Source organism: Rhodococcus wratislaviensis (assembly GCF_041228765.1).
Lineage (GTDB): Bacteria > Actinomycetota > Actinomycetes > Mycobacteriales > Mycobacteriaceae > Rhodococcus_F > Rhodococcus_F wratislaviensis.
Window position 1 is genome coordinate 6,117,985 of record NZ_CP150488.1, and the last position, 17,317, is coordinate 6,135,301.

13 protein-coding genes, 1 tRNA gene and 1 pseudogene are annotated in these 17,317 nt (G+C 67.0%); 10 read left to right on the forward strand and 5 right to left on the reverse strand.

What is annotated here, in order from left to right; translation table 11 throughout:
- The first annotated feature begins 23 nt into the window (after positions 1–23).
- From WKC72_RS28395 to WKC72_RS28410, 4 genes are all read left to right on the forward strand, one after another.
- Positions 24–806 carry an ABC transporter ATP-binding protein gene (locus WKC72_RS28395; protein WP_268790874.1) on the forward strand — a complete coding sequence of 261 codons (783 nt, stop codon included), beginning with the start codon at positions 24–26 and terminating at the stop codon, positions 804–806.
- Positions 803–1,687 carry an ABC transporter permease gene (locus WKC72_RS28400; RefSeq protein ID WP_370180495.1) on the forward strand — a complete coding sequence of 295 codons (885 nt, stop codon included), beginning with the start codon at positions 803–805 and terminating at the stop codon, positions 1,685–1,687. Before WKC72_RS28395 ends, WKC72_RS28400 begins: the two co-directional genes overlap by 4 nt.
- Before the next feature lie 23 nt (positions 1,688–1,710).
- Positions 1,711–2,763, forward strand: a complete 1,053-nt coding sequence (locus tag WKC72_RS28405; protein ID WP_370180496.1) for an isopenicillin N synthase family dioxygenase — start codon at positions 1,711–1,713, stop codon at positions 2,761–2,763.
- 112 nt (positions 2,764–2,875) lie between these two features.
- Positions 2,876–3,520 carry a GntR family transcriptional regulator gene (locus WKC72_RS28410; protein ID WP_370180498.1) on the forward strand — a complete coding sequence of 215 codons (645 nt, stop codon included), beginning with the start codon at positions 2,876–2,878 and terminating at the stop codon, positions 3,518–3,520.
- Positions 3,521–3,593: 73 nt separating this feature from the next.
- On the opposite strand, the gene WKC72_RS28415 is transcribed toward WKC72_RS28410, so the two are convergent.
- Positions 3,594–3,670: transfer RNA gene (locus WKC72_RS28415), tRNA-Met, on the reverse strand.
- 440 nt (positions 3,671–4,110) lie between these two features.
- On the opposite strand from WKC72_RS28415, the pseudogene WKC72_RS28420 reads away from it, so the two are divergent.
- A pseudogene (locus WKC72_RS28420) lies at positions 4,111–4,440 on the forward strand (transglycosylase family protein); the annotation flags it as partial.
- A 478-nt stretch (positions 4,441–4,918) separates the two neighbouring features.
- Positions 4,919–5,473, forward strand: a complete 555-nt coding sequence (locus WKC72_RS28425; RefSeq protein WP_037245245.1) for a transglycosylase family protein — start codon at positions 4,919–4,921, stop codon at positions 5,471–5,473.
- Positions 5,474–5,551: 78 nt separating this feature from the next.
- On the opposite strand, the gene WKC72_RS28430 is transcribed toward WKC72_RS28425, so the two are convergent.
- Positions 5,552–8,530 (reverse strand): UPF0182 family protein, encoded by a 2,979-nt coding sequence (locus tag WKC72_RS28430; RefSeq protein ID WP_112299323.1) that lies wholly within the window; start codon positions 8,528–8,530, stop codon positions 5,552–5,554.
- 154 nt (positions 8,531–8,684) lie between these two features.
- On the opposite strand from WKC72_RS28430, the gene WKC72_RS28435 reads away from it, so the two are divergent.
- On the forward strand, positions 8,685–9,296 hold the full coding sequence (locus tag WKC72_RS28435; protein WP_037245242.1) for a PPA1309 family protein: 612 nt from the start codon (positions 8,685–8,687) through the stop codon (positions 9,294–9,296).
- 4 nt (positions 9,297–9,300) lie between these two features.
- Here WKC72_RS28435 and WKC72_RS28440 read toward each other — a convergent pair whose 3' ends face one another.
- Positions 9,301–10,323, reverse strand: coding sequence for a PDZ domain-containing protein (locus tag WKC72_RS28440; RefSeq protein WP_370180499.1), 1,023 nt, complete (start codon positions 10,321–10,323; stop codon positions 9,301–9,303).
- 113 nt (positions 10,324–10,436) lie between these two features.
- On the opposite strand from WKC72_RS28440, the gene WKC72_RS28445 reads away from it, so the two are divergent.
- The 3 genes from WKC72_RS28445 (at position 10,437) to WKC72_RS28455 (ending at position 14,229) form a co-directional block, all read left to right on the forward strand.
- Positions 10,437–11,864 (forward strand): zinc-dependent metalloprotease, encoded by a 1,428-nt coding sequence (locus WKC72_RS28445; RefSeq protein ID WP_370180500.1) that lies wholly within the window; start codon positions 10,437–10,439, stop codon positions 11,862–11,864.
- Positions 11,865–11,983: 119 nt separating this feature from the next.
- Complete coding sequence (locus WKC72_RS28450) at positions 11,984–12,877, forward strand: hypothetical protein (protein ID WP_037245235.1); 894 nt, start codon at positions 11,984–11,986, stop codon at positions 12,875–12,877.
- Positions 12,874–14,229, forward strand: a complete 1,356-nt coding sequence (locus tag WKC72_RS28455; protein WP_037245231.1) for an AarF/ABC1/UbiB kinase family protein — start codon at positions 12,874–12,876, stop codon at positions 14,227–14,229. Before WKC72_RS28450 ends, WKC72_RS28455 begins: the two co-directional genes overlap by 4 nt.
- A gap of 86 nt (positions 14,230–14,315) precedes the next feature.
- Here WKC72_RS28455 and WKC72_RS28460 read toward each other — a convergent pair whose 3' ends face one another.
- Positions 14,316–14,657: a WhiB family transcriptional regulator gene (locus tag WKC72_RS28460; protein ID WP_016883149.1), complete on the reverse strand. Its 342-nt coding sequence runs from the start codon at positions 14,655–14,657 to the stop codon at positions 14,316–14,318.
- Between the two features lie 451 nt (positions 14,658–15,108).
- Complete coding sequence (locus tag WKC72_RS28465) at positions 15,109–17,247, reverse strand: ATP-dependent DNA helicase UvrD2 (RefSeq protein WP_112299319.1); 2,139 nt, start codon at positions 17,245–17,247, stop codon at positions 15,109–15,111.
- Between the last annotated feature and the right edge of the window lie 70 nt (positions 17,248–17,317).

Consider the following 17,317-nt stretch of genomic DNA (forward strand, 5'->3'; position numbering starts at 1 on the left):
ACTTCACTGACCTGGAGGTTGGGATGAAACTCGCCGACACGACACTGGACGTCGACGCACGCCGGCTCACACGGGACGTCGCGATCGCCTTCAGCACTGTCGTCAAACGGTTCGACACGGGAACAATCGCACTGGACGGCATCGACCTCGACGTCCACCGCGGCGACTTCGTCGCCGTCGTCGGGCCTTCCGGCTGCGGGAAGTCGACACTGCTGAGAATGGCAGCGGGACTGGAACGTCCGACCGAAGGATCCGTGGCCCTGGCCACCGACTCCGTCGGGTTCATCTTCCAGGAACCCACGCTGCTGCCCTGGCGGACCGTGCGCGCCAACGTGGAACTCTCGGCCGAGCTCGGCCGCGGCGACGCGGCGGTCCGGAAGGCACGCGCGGCCGAGGCCATCACCGCCGTCGGACTGGGCGGCTTCGCCGACCAGCTACCCCGGTCACTGTCCGGCGGAATGAAGATGCGCGTCTCCCTCGCCCGCGCCCTCACGCTCGCACCCGAGGTCATGCTGCTCGACGAGCCGTTCGGCGCACTCGACGAGATGACCAGGCTCGACATGCAGGTCGAACTCCACAGGCTGTACAGCAACAAGGGGTTCACGTCGATGTTCGTCACCCACTCGGTGTCGGAGGCGGTGTACCTCGCCAACCGGGTCGTCGTCATGACCGCGCGGCCCGGGCGAATCGCCTCGGTCATCGACATCGACTTCCCTCACCCACGAAGCCCCGGACTGCGATTCGACCCGAAATACACCGAGTACGTCGCCCAGATCTCGAACAGCCTGCACGGGAGCACACGATGACCGAAGCACCTGCCGTCCTGACCCGTCGCGTCGAGAGAGCGAGGACCCCAGCCGTCACGGCCACGAGCCGCCCCTCGACGCGGCGGCCGCGAACGGTCACGGTGGCCACGGGCCTGCTGTTTCCCGTGCTGTCGCAGGCGGGAGCACTCGCCCTGTGGTCCGCGGTGAGCTGGTTCGTCCTCTCCCCCGAACGACAATTCCTCCTTCCTCCGCCGAATCGCGTTCTCACGCAGTCACTCCTGGACTGGAAGCACCTGTCGCCGATGCTCGAGGCCCTCGCCGTCACTGCCCGCGTCGCGCTGGTCGGCTTCGTCGTCGCAGTGCTCGTCGGAGTCGGTACGGGAGTCCTGATGAGCCGTGCGAAGTGGATCGAACGGATCGTCTACCCCTATGCCGTGGTTCTCCAGGTGATTCCGATCCTTGCGATCGTCCCGCTGATCGGCCTGTGGTTCGGTTACGGGATGACGGCCCGCACACTTGTATGCGTCCTCATCGCAGCCTTTCCCATCATCACCAACACTCACTTCGGACTCCAGTCCGTCGACCGCGGCCTCCACGAACTGTTCACCCTCGGCCGGGCATCCCGATGGGATCGCCTGGTGAAGCTGGAACTTCGCGCGGCACTGCCCGCCGTCCTCACCGGCATCCGCACCGCGTCCGGCCTCGTCGTGGTCGGCGCGATCATCGGAGACATGTTCTTCGCCAAGGGCGAGCCCGGCATCGGCACGCTTCTCGACGTGTTCCGCAGCCGGCTCCAATCCGAGGATCTCATCGCCGCGATCGTGATCGCGTCACTCTTCGGCGTCGCCGTGTTCTCCGCGTTCGGCATCCTCTCCCGACTGCTCGTCGGCAGCTGGCACGCGTCCGGCCACAAGTCCTGAACACCCTTCCCCGAAAGGCCGTCATGCCCACCTCCCCGTTCATCGTCCCGACCGTCGACATCAGCCCGTATCTCGCCGAGGGAGCCCGCGCCCACAACAGTGCCGAATGCGCCCGCGTGGCAGCGGAACTCGACACCGCGTGCCGCGAGGTCGGGTTCGTGCAGATCGTCGGTCACCGGATTCCCGCAGCGACGGTCGATCGCCTGACCCGTGAACTCGACGAATTCTTCGGACTCCCGCTCGAGACCAAGAAGAAGTACCGGCGTTCCCCGTCCGAGAATCGTGGGTACTCGCCGCCCGTGTCCGAGTCCCTGAGCATGAGCCTCGGGGTGCAGTCCAACCGGATGAACGACTTCTACGAAGCGTTCATCGTCGGTACCGAGACCACCGAGTACCCCGACCTCGACCTCCCCGAGGCCAGTTACGCCACCAACACCTGGCCCGGCGACGCCCCGTCCTTCCGTAGCGCGGTGGAGGAATACTTCACCCACGCCCAGGAATTGGCACGAATTCTCCTGGCCGCGTTCACCGATGCCCTTCGGGTGGAACCGGGATACTTCGACGCGATGGTCGATCACTCGATCAACGCATTGAAGATGAACAACTATGCGCTTCCCGAGGGTGAGGTCGCCTTCGACGGCGATGCCACCGGCATGGGCGCGCACACCGACTTCGGAATTCTCACGATTCTCTGGGCCGATCAGGTTCCCGGCCTGCAGATCCTCGGCTCCGACAACGCGTGGCACGACGCGCAGCCCGCCGACGACGCGTTTCTGATCAACCTCGGCGACGCCATGGCCCGGTGGACCAACGACCGGTGGCGCTCGACCGTGCACCGGGTGAATCCGCCCATCACCGACGGACAGATCATTCGCCGGCGATCCGCAGCGTTCTTCTTCGACGGGAACCACGATGCCGTGATCGAACCGCTCCCCGGCACTCTCGTCGACGGGGAGCCTGGATACCCGCCGATCACGGTCGCGGAGAACATCGCGGCCAAGGTCGCGGGGTTGAAGGCGGGCGTCAAACCGACTGTGGCACTTCGCGAAGCCGCGCGGGTACTGTCCGCCCGCTAGCAGGATCAGCCGGTGGGACGCCCTCCCGCGGGCGATCGAATAGAGTCGACGCAGGAGCCGGGCCGGGCGGAGGGGCCACGACCCGCCCCGAGGAAAGGGTTCGGAAGGATCGATGACACACACGGAACGAGCCCTGCTCACCGAATCCGTTCACGACACTCTTCGTGAGCAGATCTTTTCCGGCGAGCTGCCGCCCGGCACGCCGCTCAGCGTTCCCGCGCTGGCCGCGAAACTGAACGTCAGCCGCACCCCCGTCCGCGAGGCCGTGCAGCAACTCATCTACGAGGGCATCGCGGTCTACACCCGCAATGCGGGCGCCAAGGTCGATTCGCTCGACGCGGACTCGATCCGCGCCGTCTTCGAGGTCCGCGAGGTACTCGACGGACTGGCCGCATTTCACGCGACTGCCACCGCCACCCACGAGACGGTGCAGCAATTGAAGAAGATGGTGCAGGTCCAGCGCGAGCTGCTGGACAGTCCGGCCGATCAACGCCGCGATTCACGGCTCGACCTCGAATTCCACACCCTCATCCGGGAAACCGCCCGCAACAAGCCGCTGAGCGAAGCCCTCCTGCGGTTGGACGGGCAATCGCATCTGTACCGGTCGGACATGTGGAGTGCGGATCTGAATCGGAGACTCGCCGTCACCGAGCACGAGCGGATCGTCGGCGCCATCGAATCCGGCGACGCGGTCGGAGCACGGGCAGCAGCGTGCGCACACGTGGCGGGGTTGCTGGTACGGACGACGCGTATGTGAGACCGCCCTCCTCGGGGGCGAGCAGAGACAAAAAAGAACCGGCGTCCTGGATTCCAGGACGCCGGTTCTTCAGTGGTAGCGGGGACAGGATTTGAACCTGCGACCTCTGGGTTATGAGCCCAGCGAGCTACCGAGCTGCTCCACCCCGCGTTGCATGAACAAAGTTACACGAGCGAACGAACGGATTGCAAATCGCCCGGAAAGCGTCCGACTAGCAACCTTTGAGCACCACTCGAGTCACATCCGTTACCTAAACGTTATGACGCTCGTCACATTTTGGACGAAATCTGTAACGCCGCCGAAACCTGAAACTTCGGGGACGACCTGGGGAAACGCGGGTCGTTCATCCCAGTATTTGGACGCCCGTCACAGAAAATCGACCCGTGACCATTCCGTGATCGCCGCGTACGTTCGTTGCCAGCCCGAAACTACCGGGCAACGCCGACCCGCCGCAGCTCGACCTGCCCCCGCGGGATTCGGAATCCCGACACCTCGAGGGGCAGGGACGAGGACAGATCGAAAAGCGGTTCGGCACACCAGCCGTCACTGCACCACCACCTCGTCAGCAGGCGCGGAGAGGAATCAACCACATGACCAATTCCAGCATCGTCAAGCGGACCATGGGCGCAATCGCACTCACCGGAGCAGTCATCGGAGTGCCGCTCGGCCTGAGCACCGGCACCGCATCGGCCGCTTCCGGAGACTGGGACGCCGTCGCAGCGTGTGAGAGCAGCGGCAACTGGGGCGCCGACACCGGAAACGGCTTCTCGGGCGGTCTGCAGTTCACCGACAGCACCTGGGCGGCGAACGGCGGCTCCGGCTCGCCGGCCAACGCCTCGCGCGAGGAGCAGATCCGCGTCGCCGAGAACGTCCTGGCGACCCAGGGTCCCGGCGCCTGGCCGGTCTGCGGACAGTACCTCTGATCCGCACCTTGCTCGGAGTGCCCCCGCGCGCAGTCACGACTGCACGCGGGGGCACTTCTGCATTGCGCGGTCTCGCCCTACACCACCGAGGCCCACTTTCCTGCCATATCGACGTGAGCCGCTGCACAAATTCATGGTGATCCCCACCACATAACAACGGGGTAACGAATAGACGCCGAAACGATATCGAGATGGTCTGACCTGCAAAGACAGCGATAATTCGCCTTCGATGCCGGACAGCTGTCCATCATTTTCGCCAGGTGAACTGCGGGCAAAGCTCCCGTACGGTCGCTCTCGGCCCGAAACAACCGGGCGAAAGCCGGCCCGCCGCTGCTAGCTCTGCCCCGCGGGTTCGGAATCCCCGAAACCTTCGAGGGGCAGGGACGCGGCACAGAATCGCAGCCCGGCGTGACGACGCGAACGTCGTCGCCCGCAGGCCGGCCACGCCAGCAAGCGCGGAGAGGATTGACCCCGCATGACCAATCACAGCATCAGCAAGCGTGCCCTCGGCTGGATCGCCGTCACCGGAGCCGTCGTCGCCGTCCCCCTCGGACTGAGCACCGGCACCGCGTCCGCCGCTTCCCACAACTGGGACGGCGTCGCCCAGTGCGAGAGCGGCGGCAACTGGGGAATCAACACCGGAAACGGCTACTACGGCGGCCTGCAGTTCTCGCAGAGCACCTGGGAGGCCAACGGCGGCACCGGCTCGGCATCGAACGCCAGCAAGGCCGAGCAGGTCCGCGTCGCCGAGAACGTTCTCGCGACCCAGGGCCAGGGTGCATGGCCGGTGTGCGGTCAGTACCTGTCCACCGGTGGCGGCGACGTCGCCGAGGCCCCCGCCCCCGCACCGGAGCCCACCCCGGCTCCCGCCCCCGCGGCTCCGGCTCAGGTCCAGGCACCCGCCCCGGTCCAGCCCGCCGCACAGCAGGCGCTCGACGCCGCGCGTCAGGTCGCCGATCAGAACGGCTACGGACAGCAGTTCCAGCAGCTGGTGGACGCCAACCCGCAGTTGGTCGACGCACTGCGCTGATCTTCCGATCAGATACGACGAGGCCCTGTCATCCGGTTCGGATGACAGGGCCTCGTTCTCTCTGCGGCTGAAGCGCCCTTACTTCGGGATCGCCTCGTACGCGGCAACCGCCTTCTGGACGCGAGCGAGGGCTGCGCCGTAGGCCGCGAAGTCACCGCTGCGCTGCGCCGACGTCAAGGCGTCGAGCGACGCGTCCAGCTCCGCCACCGCCGCCGAGACGTCCGTTCCGGAGGGCGGTGTCGCCGGGGCGGTCGGCGCCGGGGCCGCGCCCTGATCGACCGGCGGCGTGGTGCCGGTCTCCGGAGGGGTCCCTTCTTCCGCACTGGGTGCCGTCGCCACCGAGCCCGTGCCGGCACCGAACACCTGGTCGAGCGCCTGAGCCAACGTCGGGGCGTACCCGACGCGCACACTGTTACTCGGCGGCGGCTCGCGGTAGCTCACCAGCACGCGGGACAGCTGCGGGAACGTCGACGTGTTCGGGCCCGTCGAACTTCGCTCCGTATACATCGGTTCGACGTAGAGAATGCCGCCGTCCGCAATCGGCAAGGTCAGCAGGTTGCCGTACTGAATCTTGTTCGATCTCTCGAGCAGGGTTCTCTCCGACGCCACCCGTGGATCCGAGATCATCGAGTTCTGCGTCTGCTGCGGACCCTGGGTCTGCGTGTCCGTCGGCAACTGGAGCACCGTGAACTTGCCGTAGTTGTCCGGATCCGATTTCACCGACAGATATGCGGACAGGAACTCGCGACTGTAACCCACCATCGCACTGGTCAGATTGAACGACGGTTTCCCGGTCTCGGGATCACCGACCAGCACGTAGTACGGCGGCTGGTTCGCGCTCGTATCGATCGTGGGATCGCTCGGCACCGACCAGAACGCGTTGTTGGTGAAGAACTCCTTCGGATCGTCCACGTGGTACTTGGCGAGCATCTCGCGCTGCACCTTGAACAGGTCCTCGGGATAGCGGAAGTGCGCACGCAGTTCGTCGGGAATCGAGTCCGCCGGCTGAACCGCATCCGGGAACACGCCCATCCACGCATCGAGGACCGGATCGTTCTGGTCCACCTGGTAGAGCTTCACGGTGCCGTCGTACGCGTCGACGGTGGCCTTCACCGAGTTGCGGATGTAGGACACCTCCTTGCGGGGCAGCAGGCGGCCGGTGTTCTGGTCGATGCTGTCCTCGACGAGTCCGTCGAGCGAACTGCGCTGGGCGTACGGGTAGTCCTGCAACGTCGTGTACGCGTCCACGATCCACACGACCTTGCCGTCGACGACGGCCGGGTACGAGTCGCCGTCCGCGGTCAGCCACGGGGCGACATGTGTGACCCGGTCCCGCGGGTCCCGGTTGTAGATGATCTTGGAATCCGAACCGATGGCGCCGGAGAACAGGATGTTGCGCTCGGTGTACTTGGCCGCGAACGCCAGCCGGTTGAACCAGTTGCCGATCGGCACGCCACCCGAACCCGTGTACGTGTAGCGCGAGGTGTCGGTGTCGTACTCCCGCGGATCCGAACCTTCGGATCCGCCGACGATCGCGTAGTCGGCGTCCGTGTCGGCGATGACCTCGCCGTAATAGATGCGCGGCTGCTCGACCGGAATGACCTGATTACCCGCCTCCTGCGAGGCGATGTCGCTGACCATGTAGACGGGGTAACCGCTGTTGCTGTTGGCGGCTTCCTCCGCGGACTCGCCGGCAGCGGCGTTCACCCGGTTCGCGGGGGCCGCGACCAGTCCGTTGCCGTGCGTGTAGACGGTGTGCTTGTTGATCCAGTCCGTCTGGTTACCCGTCAGGCTCTTGGACGACAACTCGCGGGCCGCGACGATGTAGTCCCGCAACTGCCCGTCGATGTCGTACCGGTCGATGTCGAGCGTCGGCGGGAAACCGTAGAAGTTCTTCAACTGCTGCTGCTGGGTGAACGTCCGCGACAGGATGTTCGGATCGAGCAGTCGCGTGTTCTCGATGGTGGTGACGTCAGCGGGCACGTCCCGCGGCGGCTTCGTTCCGTACCCCTGATAGTCCTGGTACTCCACCTTGTCGTCGGTGATGCCGTACGCCTGCCGCGTGGCGGCGATGTTCCGCTCGATGTACGCGCTCTCCTTGTCGGCGGCGTTGGGGCGCACCGAGAACTGCTCCACCACGAGCGGCCACACGGCGCCGACCAGGATCGAGGAGAGCACGAGAAGCGCTGTCGCCATTGCGGGAATCCGCAGATCGCGGAGGAAGATCGCCGCGAAGAACGCGCCCGCGCAGATGACCGCGATGGCCAGGAGGATCAGCTTCGCCTGCAGCACCGCATTCATATCGGTGTAGCTACCACCGGTGAACGTGGGTTCCTTGCGGCTGCTCGACAGCAGTGAGTAGCGGTCGAACCAGTACGCGACGGCCTTGAGGAGAATGAACGTTCCCGCGAGGACCGCCAACTGGACTCGCGCCGCATTGGTCAGCGCCCCGCCCCGGCCCGCCAGCTTCAGCCCGCCGAAGATGTAGTGCGTCACCAGGCTCGCGAAGAACGCCAGTAGAACGGCGACGAACAGCCAGTTGAGGACGAAACGGTAGAACGGCAGATCGAACGTGTAGAAGCCGACGTCGAGACCGAACTCGGGATCGGCGACGCCGAATGCGCCGCCGTTGACGAACAACTGCACCGTCACCCAGCTGGACTGGGCGATCAGCCCCGCGAGCAGACCGACCGCGATCGGAACGGCCAGGCCGAACAGGCGCAGTCGAGTCATCACCGTGGTGCGGTACCGCGCCACCGGATCGTTGGGACCCGACACCGGAACGAACACCGGCCGCGAACGGTAGGCGAGCAGCAGTGCCAGCCAGACGATTCCGCCGACCACGACCCCGACTACGAGGAAGAGGAGCAGGCGGGTGACGAGAACCGTGGTGAAGACACCACGGAATCCGACCTCACCGAACCACAACCAGTCCGTGTAGGTACTGATGAGCCGAGGGCCCACCAGCAACAGGGCCGCGACGACAAGCGCCAGCACCAGCAGCACTCGGCTGCGTTTGGACAACGACGGTAAACCTGCGGGGGGCCGCATGCCCACGTGCCACACTCCAAGAACTCGGCGACGCTGTCGCGCCGCGATCAACTGCACCGTTCGTTCGTCCACACCCGAACAGCGAGGGCGTGACCGTTTCGTCCCACTCTACGTAACAACCGAGAGATGCGGCCGTCGGTCCTGTTCCGGGGGTGCGAAGATGGGTCTCGTGAGTGAAGAGAATGTGAACCCAGAGACGGACGCCCTCGCCCGCTGTGTGCGCGAGGTGATCGAATTCGTCGATGCCGGAGGGTGGGATCAGCCGCCCCAGATGTTCGCACTCGTCCCGACCGAACTGCTCGCGGCCGCCGAACCCAGCCTGCTCGACCAACTCGCCGACGGTGCGGAATTGACCCCGGTGGAACAGGATCCGTTCCCCGACGACATCGACGGCGGGTCGCGCGCACTCGACGAGTTCCTCGCCACCACCAGCTGGCCGGAGTCCGTGGTGGGGTGCGCCCTCGTTCAGGAGATCGTCGTTCTGCCGCCCGAGGCGGAGTCCGATCTCGACGACGCGCTCGTCCCCCTGCTGTCCGATCGGGACGCCGCCGACGACGCCGCGCGGGCCGCGGCCGAGTCGCATCCCGACCGCCGGTCCGCCCGGTTGATCGCCGCCGTGCTGCGCGACGGACCGTCGTTGTGCCTGATGCAGTTGCGCCCCGACGAGGATGCCGACCCGTACGCCGGGATCGAACTGCTCACCTACGAGGATCTGGCGCCGAATCTCATCAGCGCGTTGTACGCCACCCTCGACGCGACCGAGGACGACTGACCGCTCAGCAGTGCGGCGCGTCGGCTCCGGCGCTGATGGCCTCGAGCGCGTCGACGGCTCCGTCGAGATTCTCGACCTTCACGAGCCGGAGCCCGTCGGGTGCGCCCTGGCGTGCCTCGTCGCAGTTCTTCGCCGGCACGAGGAACGTCTCGGCGCCCGCTTCCTCCGCGGCGATCAACTTGTACTTGATGCCGCCGATGGGGCCGACGTCGCCGTCCGAGTCGATCGTGCCGGTGCCGGCGACGAACTTGCCGCCGTTGAGTTCACCCGGGCTGAGTTTGTCGATCACGGCGAGGGTGAACATGAGCCCTGCCGAGGGGCCGCCCACGTCGGCGAGGTTGAAGTCGATCGTGAACGGGACGTCCGGGATCTCCTCGGGAGTGATCCCCAGGTAGCCCTTGGACTCGTCGTCCGGGCGTGCGCCGAGGACCACCCGCACCGTCGTCTCGGCGCCGTCGCGCCGGATCACGATCGGCACCTCGGTGTTCGGGGGCACATCGGCCACCGCCTCCTGCACGCCACCGACCGTCGACACCGGCTTTCCGTCGACACTCACCAACACGTCGCCCTCACGGAGCAGTCCCTGGGAGGGGCCGTCCTCACCGACCTTGGCGATCCGCAGGTCCACCGGCTTGCCGAGGAAGTGGAGTGCCGCGAGTTCGGCGGTGTCCTCCGACTGCTGGAAGTCGGCGTCGTTCTCCTGCTTGACCTCGTCCTTCGACTTGTCCGGCGGATAGACCTCCTCACGGGGGACGATGCCCTGGCGCCCACTGGCCCACAATCCGAACGCTTCGAACACGTTGAGGTCGTCGCGCACGGCCACCGTCGTCATGTTGAGGTGGCCGGTGGTGTCGTCGACCTCCGTTCCCGCGATGGCGACCACTTCCTCACCACCCACTTCGCCGAGCGTGTTGAACGTGGGTCCCGGCCCGAGGGCCACATACGGCACCGTGATCACCGTGCCGAGAATTCCGAGTACCACGATCGGGGCCAGCGCAGCCAGAAGCGTCACGATCCGTCGATTCACCTGGACCAGCGTAGAGCGCGAACCCGCGGACACGACTGTCGGCCGTCCGCGTGTTCGCCGTCAGCGTGACGTGGTGGACAGCCACGGAACCATGCGCCTTGTACCGTTGAGTCATGAGCAATCCGCCGTTCGGCTTCTCCAAACCCGACGACGATCCCGATCGTGACAAGAACACGGGGGATCAGAACGGGCCCGACCGCGACCAGAACGCGGGCGGTTCCGGCGACTTCGGTTTCGGGGCGGGTGGTTTCCCCGCCGGGGGCTTCGACCCAGCCGCCCTCGGCCAGATGCTGACCCAGTTCGGCCAGATGCTGAGCGGGATGGGCACGTCGATGGGGTCCGGTGAGCAGACCGGCCCGGTCAACTACGAGATCGCGAAGAAACTCGCGCGCCAGCAGATGGGGTCCGTCGCTCCCATCACCCAGGGCAACTCCGAGGCGATCGCCGATGCGTCACGGCTCGCCGAACTGTGGCTCGACGCCGCTACGACGCTGCCCGCGGGCGCGACGAAGACGGTCGCGTGGACGCCCAACGACTGGCTCGACAACACCCTCGACACCTGGAAGCGGCTGTGCGACCCCGTCGCGGAGAAGGTGTCCGGCATGTGGGTGCAGGGACTGCCCGAAGAAGCGCAGCAGATGGCAGGCCCGATGATCGGCATGATGAGCCAGATGGGTGGCCTCGCGTTCGGCTCCCAGCTCGGCCAGGCCCTGGGCCAGCTGTCGAAGGAGGTGCTCACCTCCACCGACATCGGTCTCCCCCTCGGTCCGGCAGGCACGGGCGCACTGCTTCCCGCTGCGGTGGAGCGGTTCAGCAAGGGGCTCGAACAGCCCGACCGCGAAATCCTCGTTTTCCTCGCCGCGCGTGAGGCCGCCTACCAGCGCCTGTACAGCCACGTCCCGTGGCTGCGTCAGCGTCTCCTCGCCACCGTCGAGGAATACGCCCGCGGCATCACGATGGACTTCTCGGCCATCGAGGACATGGCGAAGGGACTCGACCCGTCCGCGTTGACCGATCCGTCGCAGCTCGAGAGCATCCTGCAGCAGGGGGCGTTCGAACCGCAGACCACACCCGAGCAGAAGCAGGCACTCGAGCGACTCGAGACGCTGCTCGCCCTCATCGAGGGCTGGGTCGAGGTCGTCGTCGCGTCGGCGCTGAACGACCGCCTCCCCGGTGTCGCGGCCCTCAGTGAGACGCTGCGCCGGAGGCGTGCGACCGGCGGACCCGCCGAGCAGACGTTCGCCACGCTCGTCGGACTCGAACTGCGTCCCCGAAAGGTCCGGGAGGCCGCGCAGCTGTGGACTCGCCTCACGTCCGAGTCGACCGTCGACGCCCGTGATGGTGTGTGGGCACACCCCGACCTGTTGCCCGACTCGTCCGATCTCGACAGCCCGGATGCGTTCGTCCAACGTGTGCTCGGCGGCGGCGACGGCGGCGATTTCGACAATCCGATGGCGCAGCTGGAGGCAACCGAGGCCCGCGAGCGGGCCGAGGAGGCCGAGCGCGGCAAGTCCGGCACGGACGACGAGTCCGAATCCTGACCACCTGATCCCACCAGTTTGTAGATAACGGGAAACCCACAGGTCGAAGTACGTTTCGGCCTGTGGACAACCCGTGTTTTCCGGGCCGACGCCCGCGTGTGGCCTGCGATCCTCAGCGTGTGACCATCCAGCCCACACCCCACGTCGGTGTCACTCTCGATCCCCGGATCGCCGTACTCGTCCGCCCCGACGGGCGCGTGCAGTTCGGCTGGGATCCCGAGCGCGCGCTCGTTCTCTCGCCGCCGCCCGGGGTCCGGACCGAGCAACTCCTCGCCGTCGTCCGACTGCTCGACGGCAAGAACTCGCGGCCGCACATCCTGTGGACTGCCGTCGGGTACGGCCTGGCGCCCACGGACGTGTCGAAGCTTCTCGGCGACCTCGACCGGGCCGGGCTGATCGATGTCGCCGGCACGTCCCCCGTCGCGGACACGATCACGATCCGCGTGCACGGGCGCGGACCGCTGTCGGATGCGGTGTCGGCCGGGCTCACGGACGGCGGCATCCGGGTTTCACGCTCCTTCCGATATTCCGCCGACGCCGACGTCCGGCGGTGGAACGCCCTGTGCGTCGTGCTCGCGGACGACCTGGTGGCAGAACCTCGGCTCGTCGCGGATCTGGTCCAGAACGGGATACCGCACCTGCAGGTCCGGCTGCGTGACGGTCGTGGTGTGGTCGGCCCGCTCGTGCTCCCGGGCCACACCAGCTGCCTGCGGTGCGCCGACCTCCTCCGCGCCGCGTACGACGAGGACTGGCCGCACCTGTCCGCTCAGCTACTCGGGGCGGTCGGGCACGCCAGCCCCGCCGTGATCATGGCCACGGCCGCGGTCGCACTCGGCCAGCTCGAGGCCGTCTTGGCCGCACCGCGAGGTGCGCCGCCCAGCAGCCTCGACGCGACGCTCGAGATCGATCTCGGCGCGCACCGGCTGGTGACCCGGCGCTGGCCGCGGCACGCGAGCTGCAGCTGCACGTACCTGGCACCCGCTGTGGGCGAATCGAACAGGCTTCGGTCATGATGCATGATGGTGGGGTGTCCGACATCCCCCGCAGGAGTTCCGCCCGCACCGCCAAACTCGCGAGCATCCCGTTGGGGATCGCGGGGCGTGCTGCGATGGGCTTCGGCCGGAAGCTGACCGGCGGCGACAAGGACGAGATCGACGCCCAGCTGAGCGCGAAGGCCGCCGAGCAATTGTTCGCCGTCCTCGGCGAACTCAAGGGCGGCGCCATGAAACTGGGGCAGGCGCTCAGCGTCATGGAGGCGGCGATCCCCGAGGAGTTCGCGGAACCGTACCGTGAGTCGCTGAACAAGCTGCAGGCGCAGGCGCCTCCCCTACCCGCGCGGGCCGTCCACCGAATGCTCGACCAGCAGCTGGGTACCAAGTGGCGTGACCGATTCCAGTCGTTCGACGACACCCCGACCGCATCGGCCAGCATCGGCCAGGTGCACCGCGCGGTGTGGGCCGACGGTCGTGACGTGGCCGTCAAAGTTCAGTACCCGGGCGCCGACGAAGCCCTGCGCGCCGACCTGAAGACGCTCGGCCGGTTCGCGGGTCTGTTCGCCTCGGTCATGCCGGGCGTCGACGTGCGCCCGGTCATCGACGAGTTCACGGCCCGCACCGAGGAAGAACTCGACTACCGCATCGAGGCGAACAATCAGCGCCGCTTCGCCAAGGTGTACGACGGCGATCCGCAGTTCGCGATTCCGCACGTGGTCGCGAGTGCCCCCAAGGTGGTGGTCACCGAATGGATGTCGGCGAAGCCGCTGTCCGCCATCATCGCCGATGGCACCCCCGAAGAACGCAACACCGCGGGCGCACTGCTCGCGGAGTTCCACTTCGCCTCCCCCACCCGCGTCGGCCTGCTCCACTGCGACCCGCATCCGGGTAACTTCATGCTGCACAGCGACGGCCGCCTCGGTGTCATCGATTTCGGTGCCGCGGCACCGTTTCCGCACGGCCTTCCCCCGGTGCTCGGGGCCATGGTCCGGCTGGCGCTCCACGAGCAGTTCGACGAACTGACGGAGTTGCTGCACGCCAACGGATTCGTTCTGCCCGGCCGAACGGTCACCGACAAGGAGATCGCGGACTACCTGCGTCCGGTCACCGACCCGATCCGTACCGAATCGTTCCACTTCACCCGCGCCTGGTTGCAGAAGGCCGCGGGTTCCGCGACCGACTTCAACAGTGCGCAGTTCCGGACGGCACGGGCACTGAATCTGCCGGCGGAATATCTGATGATCTTCCGGGTTCTCGTCGGCTCGGTGGGAATCTGCGCTCAGCTGGACGCATACGCGCCGTACATGGAGATCCTCACGCGGTGGCTCCCCGGGTTCGCCGAGCCCGCCCCCGAGGACGAAGACACCGTCTGACCCGAACACACAGAACGGGCGTCCGCCCGGCCCACTCGTGTGAGTGGCCGGGCGAACGCCCGAATTCTCCCGCCCCGTACCGGTTCCTACGCACAGACCAGAGTCTGAGTCTTGCGCGGACGTCCCCGGGGACGCTTGCGGGCGATCACGACACCCTGGTCGAAGATCTCCCCACCCCACACGCCCCACGGCTCACCCCGATCGAGGGCCGCGTCGAGGCAGCGGGAGCGGATCGGGCAGGACGCGCACAGCGCCTTCGCCTGTTCCAGCTCGGTGGGAGAGTCCGCAAACCACAGGTCGGGATCATCGACCCGGCAGGGCAGGTCACCACGCGCGGACACTATCTGAACAAATCCGCTTGTGGCGGTTGAGGTTTCGGATACCCCTCGGCATGTCACGGTAGACACGTCCTTCTCCTCTGCTCTCATTGCGACGGTCAATCTCTTCGGTTCGATGAAATGGGTGCGAACCAGAGCCGAGGCTGCGAGCGGGAAGGGTGCTCGAACTACAAAGGCCACGGTCCGCGATGCGGGTCCGTGGCCTTGAAAAGACGGTGGGAGTTGGTCTACCGAGGGATTCCTCGACAACTCCGATACACGGACTCGACTGCTGCTGCGGGACGACGACGGGCTGCCGACCAGACGATCGCCGGTGCCGTTTCCGCCGCGTTCATGCCGAACAGTGCGGAGGCAGCAGCGACTGCCGTCTCATGTGCTTGGAACTTCGTCATTTCACTGCCACCTCCATTTCTTCTCGATCCGATGTGAACCACACGGGTCTCCCCGCGCACTGAAACCACAGTAGGCAATTCTCCAGAACCGCACAACCTATTTTTGACCTGCAGTGATGCGCGCTACTCCCCTGCGGCGTGGGAGTCGTTCAGGGACTACCGCTTCCCTTGATCACACCGAGGACGTCCTCGCCGAACTGCTCGAGCTTCTTCGCACCGATCCCAGGGATCGCGACGAGCCCGCGATCGTCCTGCGGCCGCTGCTCGGCGAGGGCCGTCAACGTGTTGTCGCTGAACACCACGTACGCCGGGACCTTCAGCTCCCGCGACTTCTCCAGCCGCCACGACCGCAGCGATTCGAGCAATTCGACGTCGACGTTCGACGGGCACCCCTCGCAGCGACCGAGCATGGTTGCGGTCGTCCCGATCAGCGGTTTTCCGCACAGCCGGCACCGTGGACGCTTCTTGTTGCTCTTGACGGGCGCCGCGATCCGCGAGGCAGGGGAATCTTCGGGGATGAGTCCGTGCAGGAACCGCGAACGACGCCGCGACTTGCGGCCGCCCTCGTTCCGGGACAGCGCCCACGACATCTGCAGGTGCTCCCGGGCGCGGGTCACGCCGACGTACAGCAACCGGCGCTCCTCCTCGACGGCCGCTTCGTCCGGTGCCGAGTTGGAGTCGCCGAGCACGTGCTGAATGGGCAGCGTTCCGTCGGTGAGCCCGACGAGGAACACGGCGTCCCACTCGAGCCCCTTGGCGGCGTGCAGGGACGCGAGTGTCACACCCTGTACGACGGGTGGGTGCCGTGCCTCGGCCCGCAGACTCAGTTCGCGCAACAGCGCGTCGAGCGTCAACTCCGGGTCCTGGGTCAGCTGCTCCTCGGTGAGCGCGACCAGCGCCGACAGCGACGACCACCGTTCACGAGCCTGTGCACCCGCCGGTTCCGCGTCCGTCAGCCCCAGCGGGGCGAGGACGGCTCGGACGAGCGTGACCAGGTCGGCGCCGACCGCATCCGGCAGGTCGTCGCGGCCTGCGGCCTGACGGAGCGCCGCCACCGCCTGGCGCACCTCGGTACGCGTGAAGAACCCTTCTCCGCCCCGAACCTGGTACGGGATGTCGAGTTTGGTCAGCGCCTGCTCGTGCACCTCGGACTGGGCGTTGATCCGGTACAGCACCGCGATCTCCGCGGCCGGCGTGCCGGACGCGATGAGCCGCTTGATCGTGCGCGCCACCCCGGCGGCCTCCGCCGGCTCGTCGTCGAACTCGACGAAACTCGGCTCCGGCCCGGAATCGCGTTGGCCGATCAGCTGCAGACGGGTGCCCGCGATCCTGCCGCGGGCCGCTCCGATCACCCGGTTCGCCATCGACACGACCTCGGGGGTCGATCGGTAGTCGCGCTCGAGACGCACGACGGTGGCCTCGGGGAACCGGCGTGAGAAGTCGAGCAGGTAATTGGGTGTGGCGCCGGTGAACGAGTAGATGGTCTGGTTGGCGTCACCGACGACGGTGAGATCGTCCCGCTCCCCGAGCCACGCGTCGAGGACACGCTGCTGCAGCGGAGTGACGTCCTGGTACTCGTCCACGACGAAGCACCGGTAACGGTCGCGGAACTCCTCCGCGACAGCCGAATGCTCCTCGAGGGCCGCCGCCGTGTGGAGCAGGAGATCGTCGAAGTCGAGAAGCATCCCGTCCTGGCCGCGGGCCTTGAGCTGCTCGTAGCCGTGATACACCTCGGCGACCTTCGCGGCGTCGACCGGCGCCTCCCGGCGTAACTTCGCCACCGCTCGCGGGTAGTCCTCCGGCGCGATCAGCGAGGCCTTGGCCCACTCGATCTCGCTCGCCAGGTCGCGGACGCTTTCCGTGCTGGTGGACAGCCCGACCCGCCCGGCGGCGGACGAAACGACCGCGAACTTGCGGTCCAGCAGCCGCCACTCCGTGTCGCCGATCACCTGCGGCCAGAAGTACCTCAGCTGTCGCAGCGCGGCGGCGTGGAACGTGCGCGCCTGGACCTGCGCTCCCCCGTCACCGATCCCCAGGCTGCGCAGCCGGCCGCGCATCTCGCCTGCCGCGCGGGCCGTGAACGTCACCGCCAGCACCTGCCCCGCCGCGACGTGTCCGCTGGCCACGAGGTGCGCGATACGCCGGGTGATGGTCCGGGTCTTCCCTGTTCCTGCCCCCGCCAGCACACACACCGGACCCCGGGGAGCGAGTACCGCTGCGGACTGTTCGGGATCGAGACCGGTACTCGTCACCTCTGCTGCGCCGGCTGCTGACATGGCGTCCATCATGACAGGGGCAACCGACACGGCGCGAAGCGGACGAACACCGCAGTGGGAACACACGACGGAGTCGTGGTGT

Excerpts from the sequence above, each read along its gene's own strand:
- WKC72_RS28395 (WP_268790874.1), top strand. The coding sequence starts at position 24 with ATGAAACTCGCCGACACGACACTGGACGTCGACGCACGCCGGCTCACA.
- WKC72_RS28400 (WP_370180495.1), top strand. The coding sequence starts at position 803 with ATGACCGAAGCACCTGCCGTCCTGACCCGTCGCGTCGAGAGAGCGAGG.
- WKC72_RS28405 (WP_370180496.1), top strand. The coding sequence starts at position 1,711 with ATGCCCACCTCCCCGTTCATCGTCCCGACCGTCGACATCAGCCCGTAT.
- WKC72_RS28410 (WP_370180498.1), top strand. The coding sequence starts at position 2,876 with ATGACACACACGGAACGAGCCCTGCTCACCGAATCCGTTCACGACACT.
- WKC72_RS28425 (WP_037245245.1), top strand. The coding sequence starts at position 4,919 with ATGACCAATCACAGCATCAGCAAGCGTGCCCTCGGCTGGATCGCCGTC.
- WKC72_RS28435 (WP_037245242.1), top strand. The coding sequence starts at position 8,685 with ATGGGTCTCGTGAGTGAAGAGAATGTGAACCCAGAGACGGACGCCCTC.
- WKC72_RS28445 (WP_370180500.1), top strand. The coding sequence starts at position 10,437 with ATGAGCAATCCGCCGTTCGGCTTCTCCAAACCCGACGACGATCCCGAT.
- WKC72_RS28455 (WP_037245231.1), top strand. The coding sequence starts at position 12,874 with ATGATGCATGATGGTGGGGTGTCCGACATCCCCCGCAGGAGTTCCGCC.
- WKC72_RS28460 (WP_016883149.1), bottom strand. The coding sequence starts at position 14,657 with ATGAGAGCAGAGGAGAAGGACGTGTCTACCGTGACATGCCGAGGGGTA.
- WKC72_RS28465 (WP_112299319.1), bottom strand. The coding sequence starts at position 17,247 with ATGATGGACGCCATGTCAGCAGCCGGCGCAGCAGAGGTGACGAGTACC.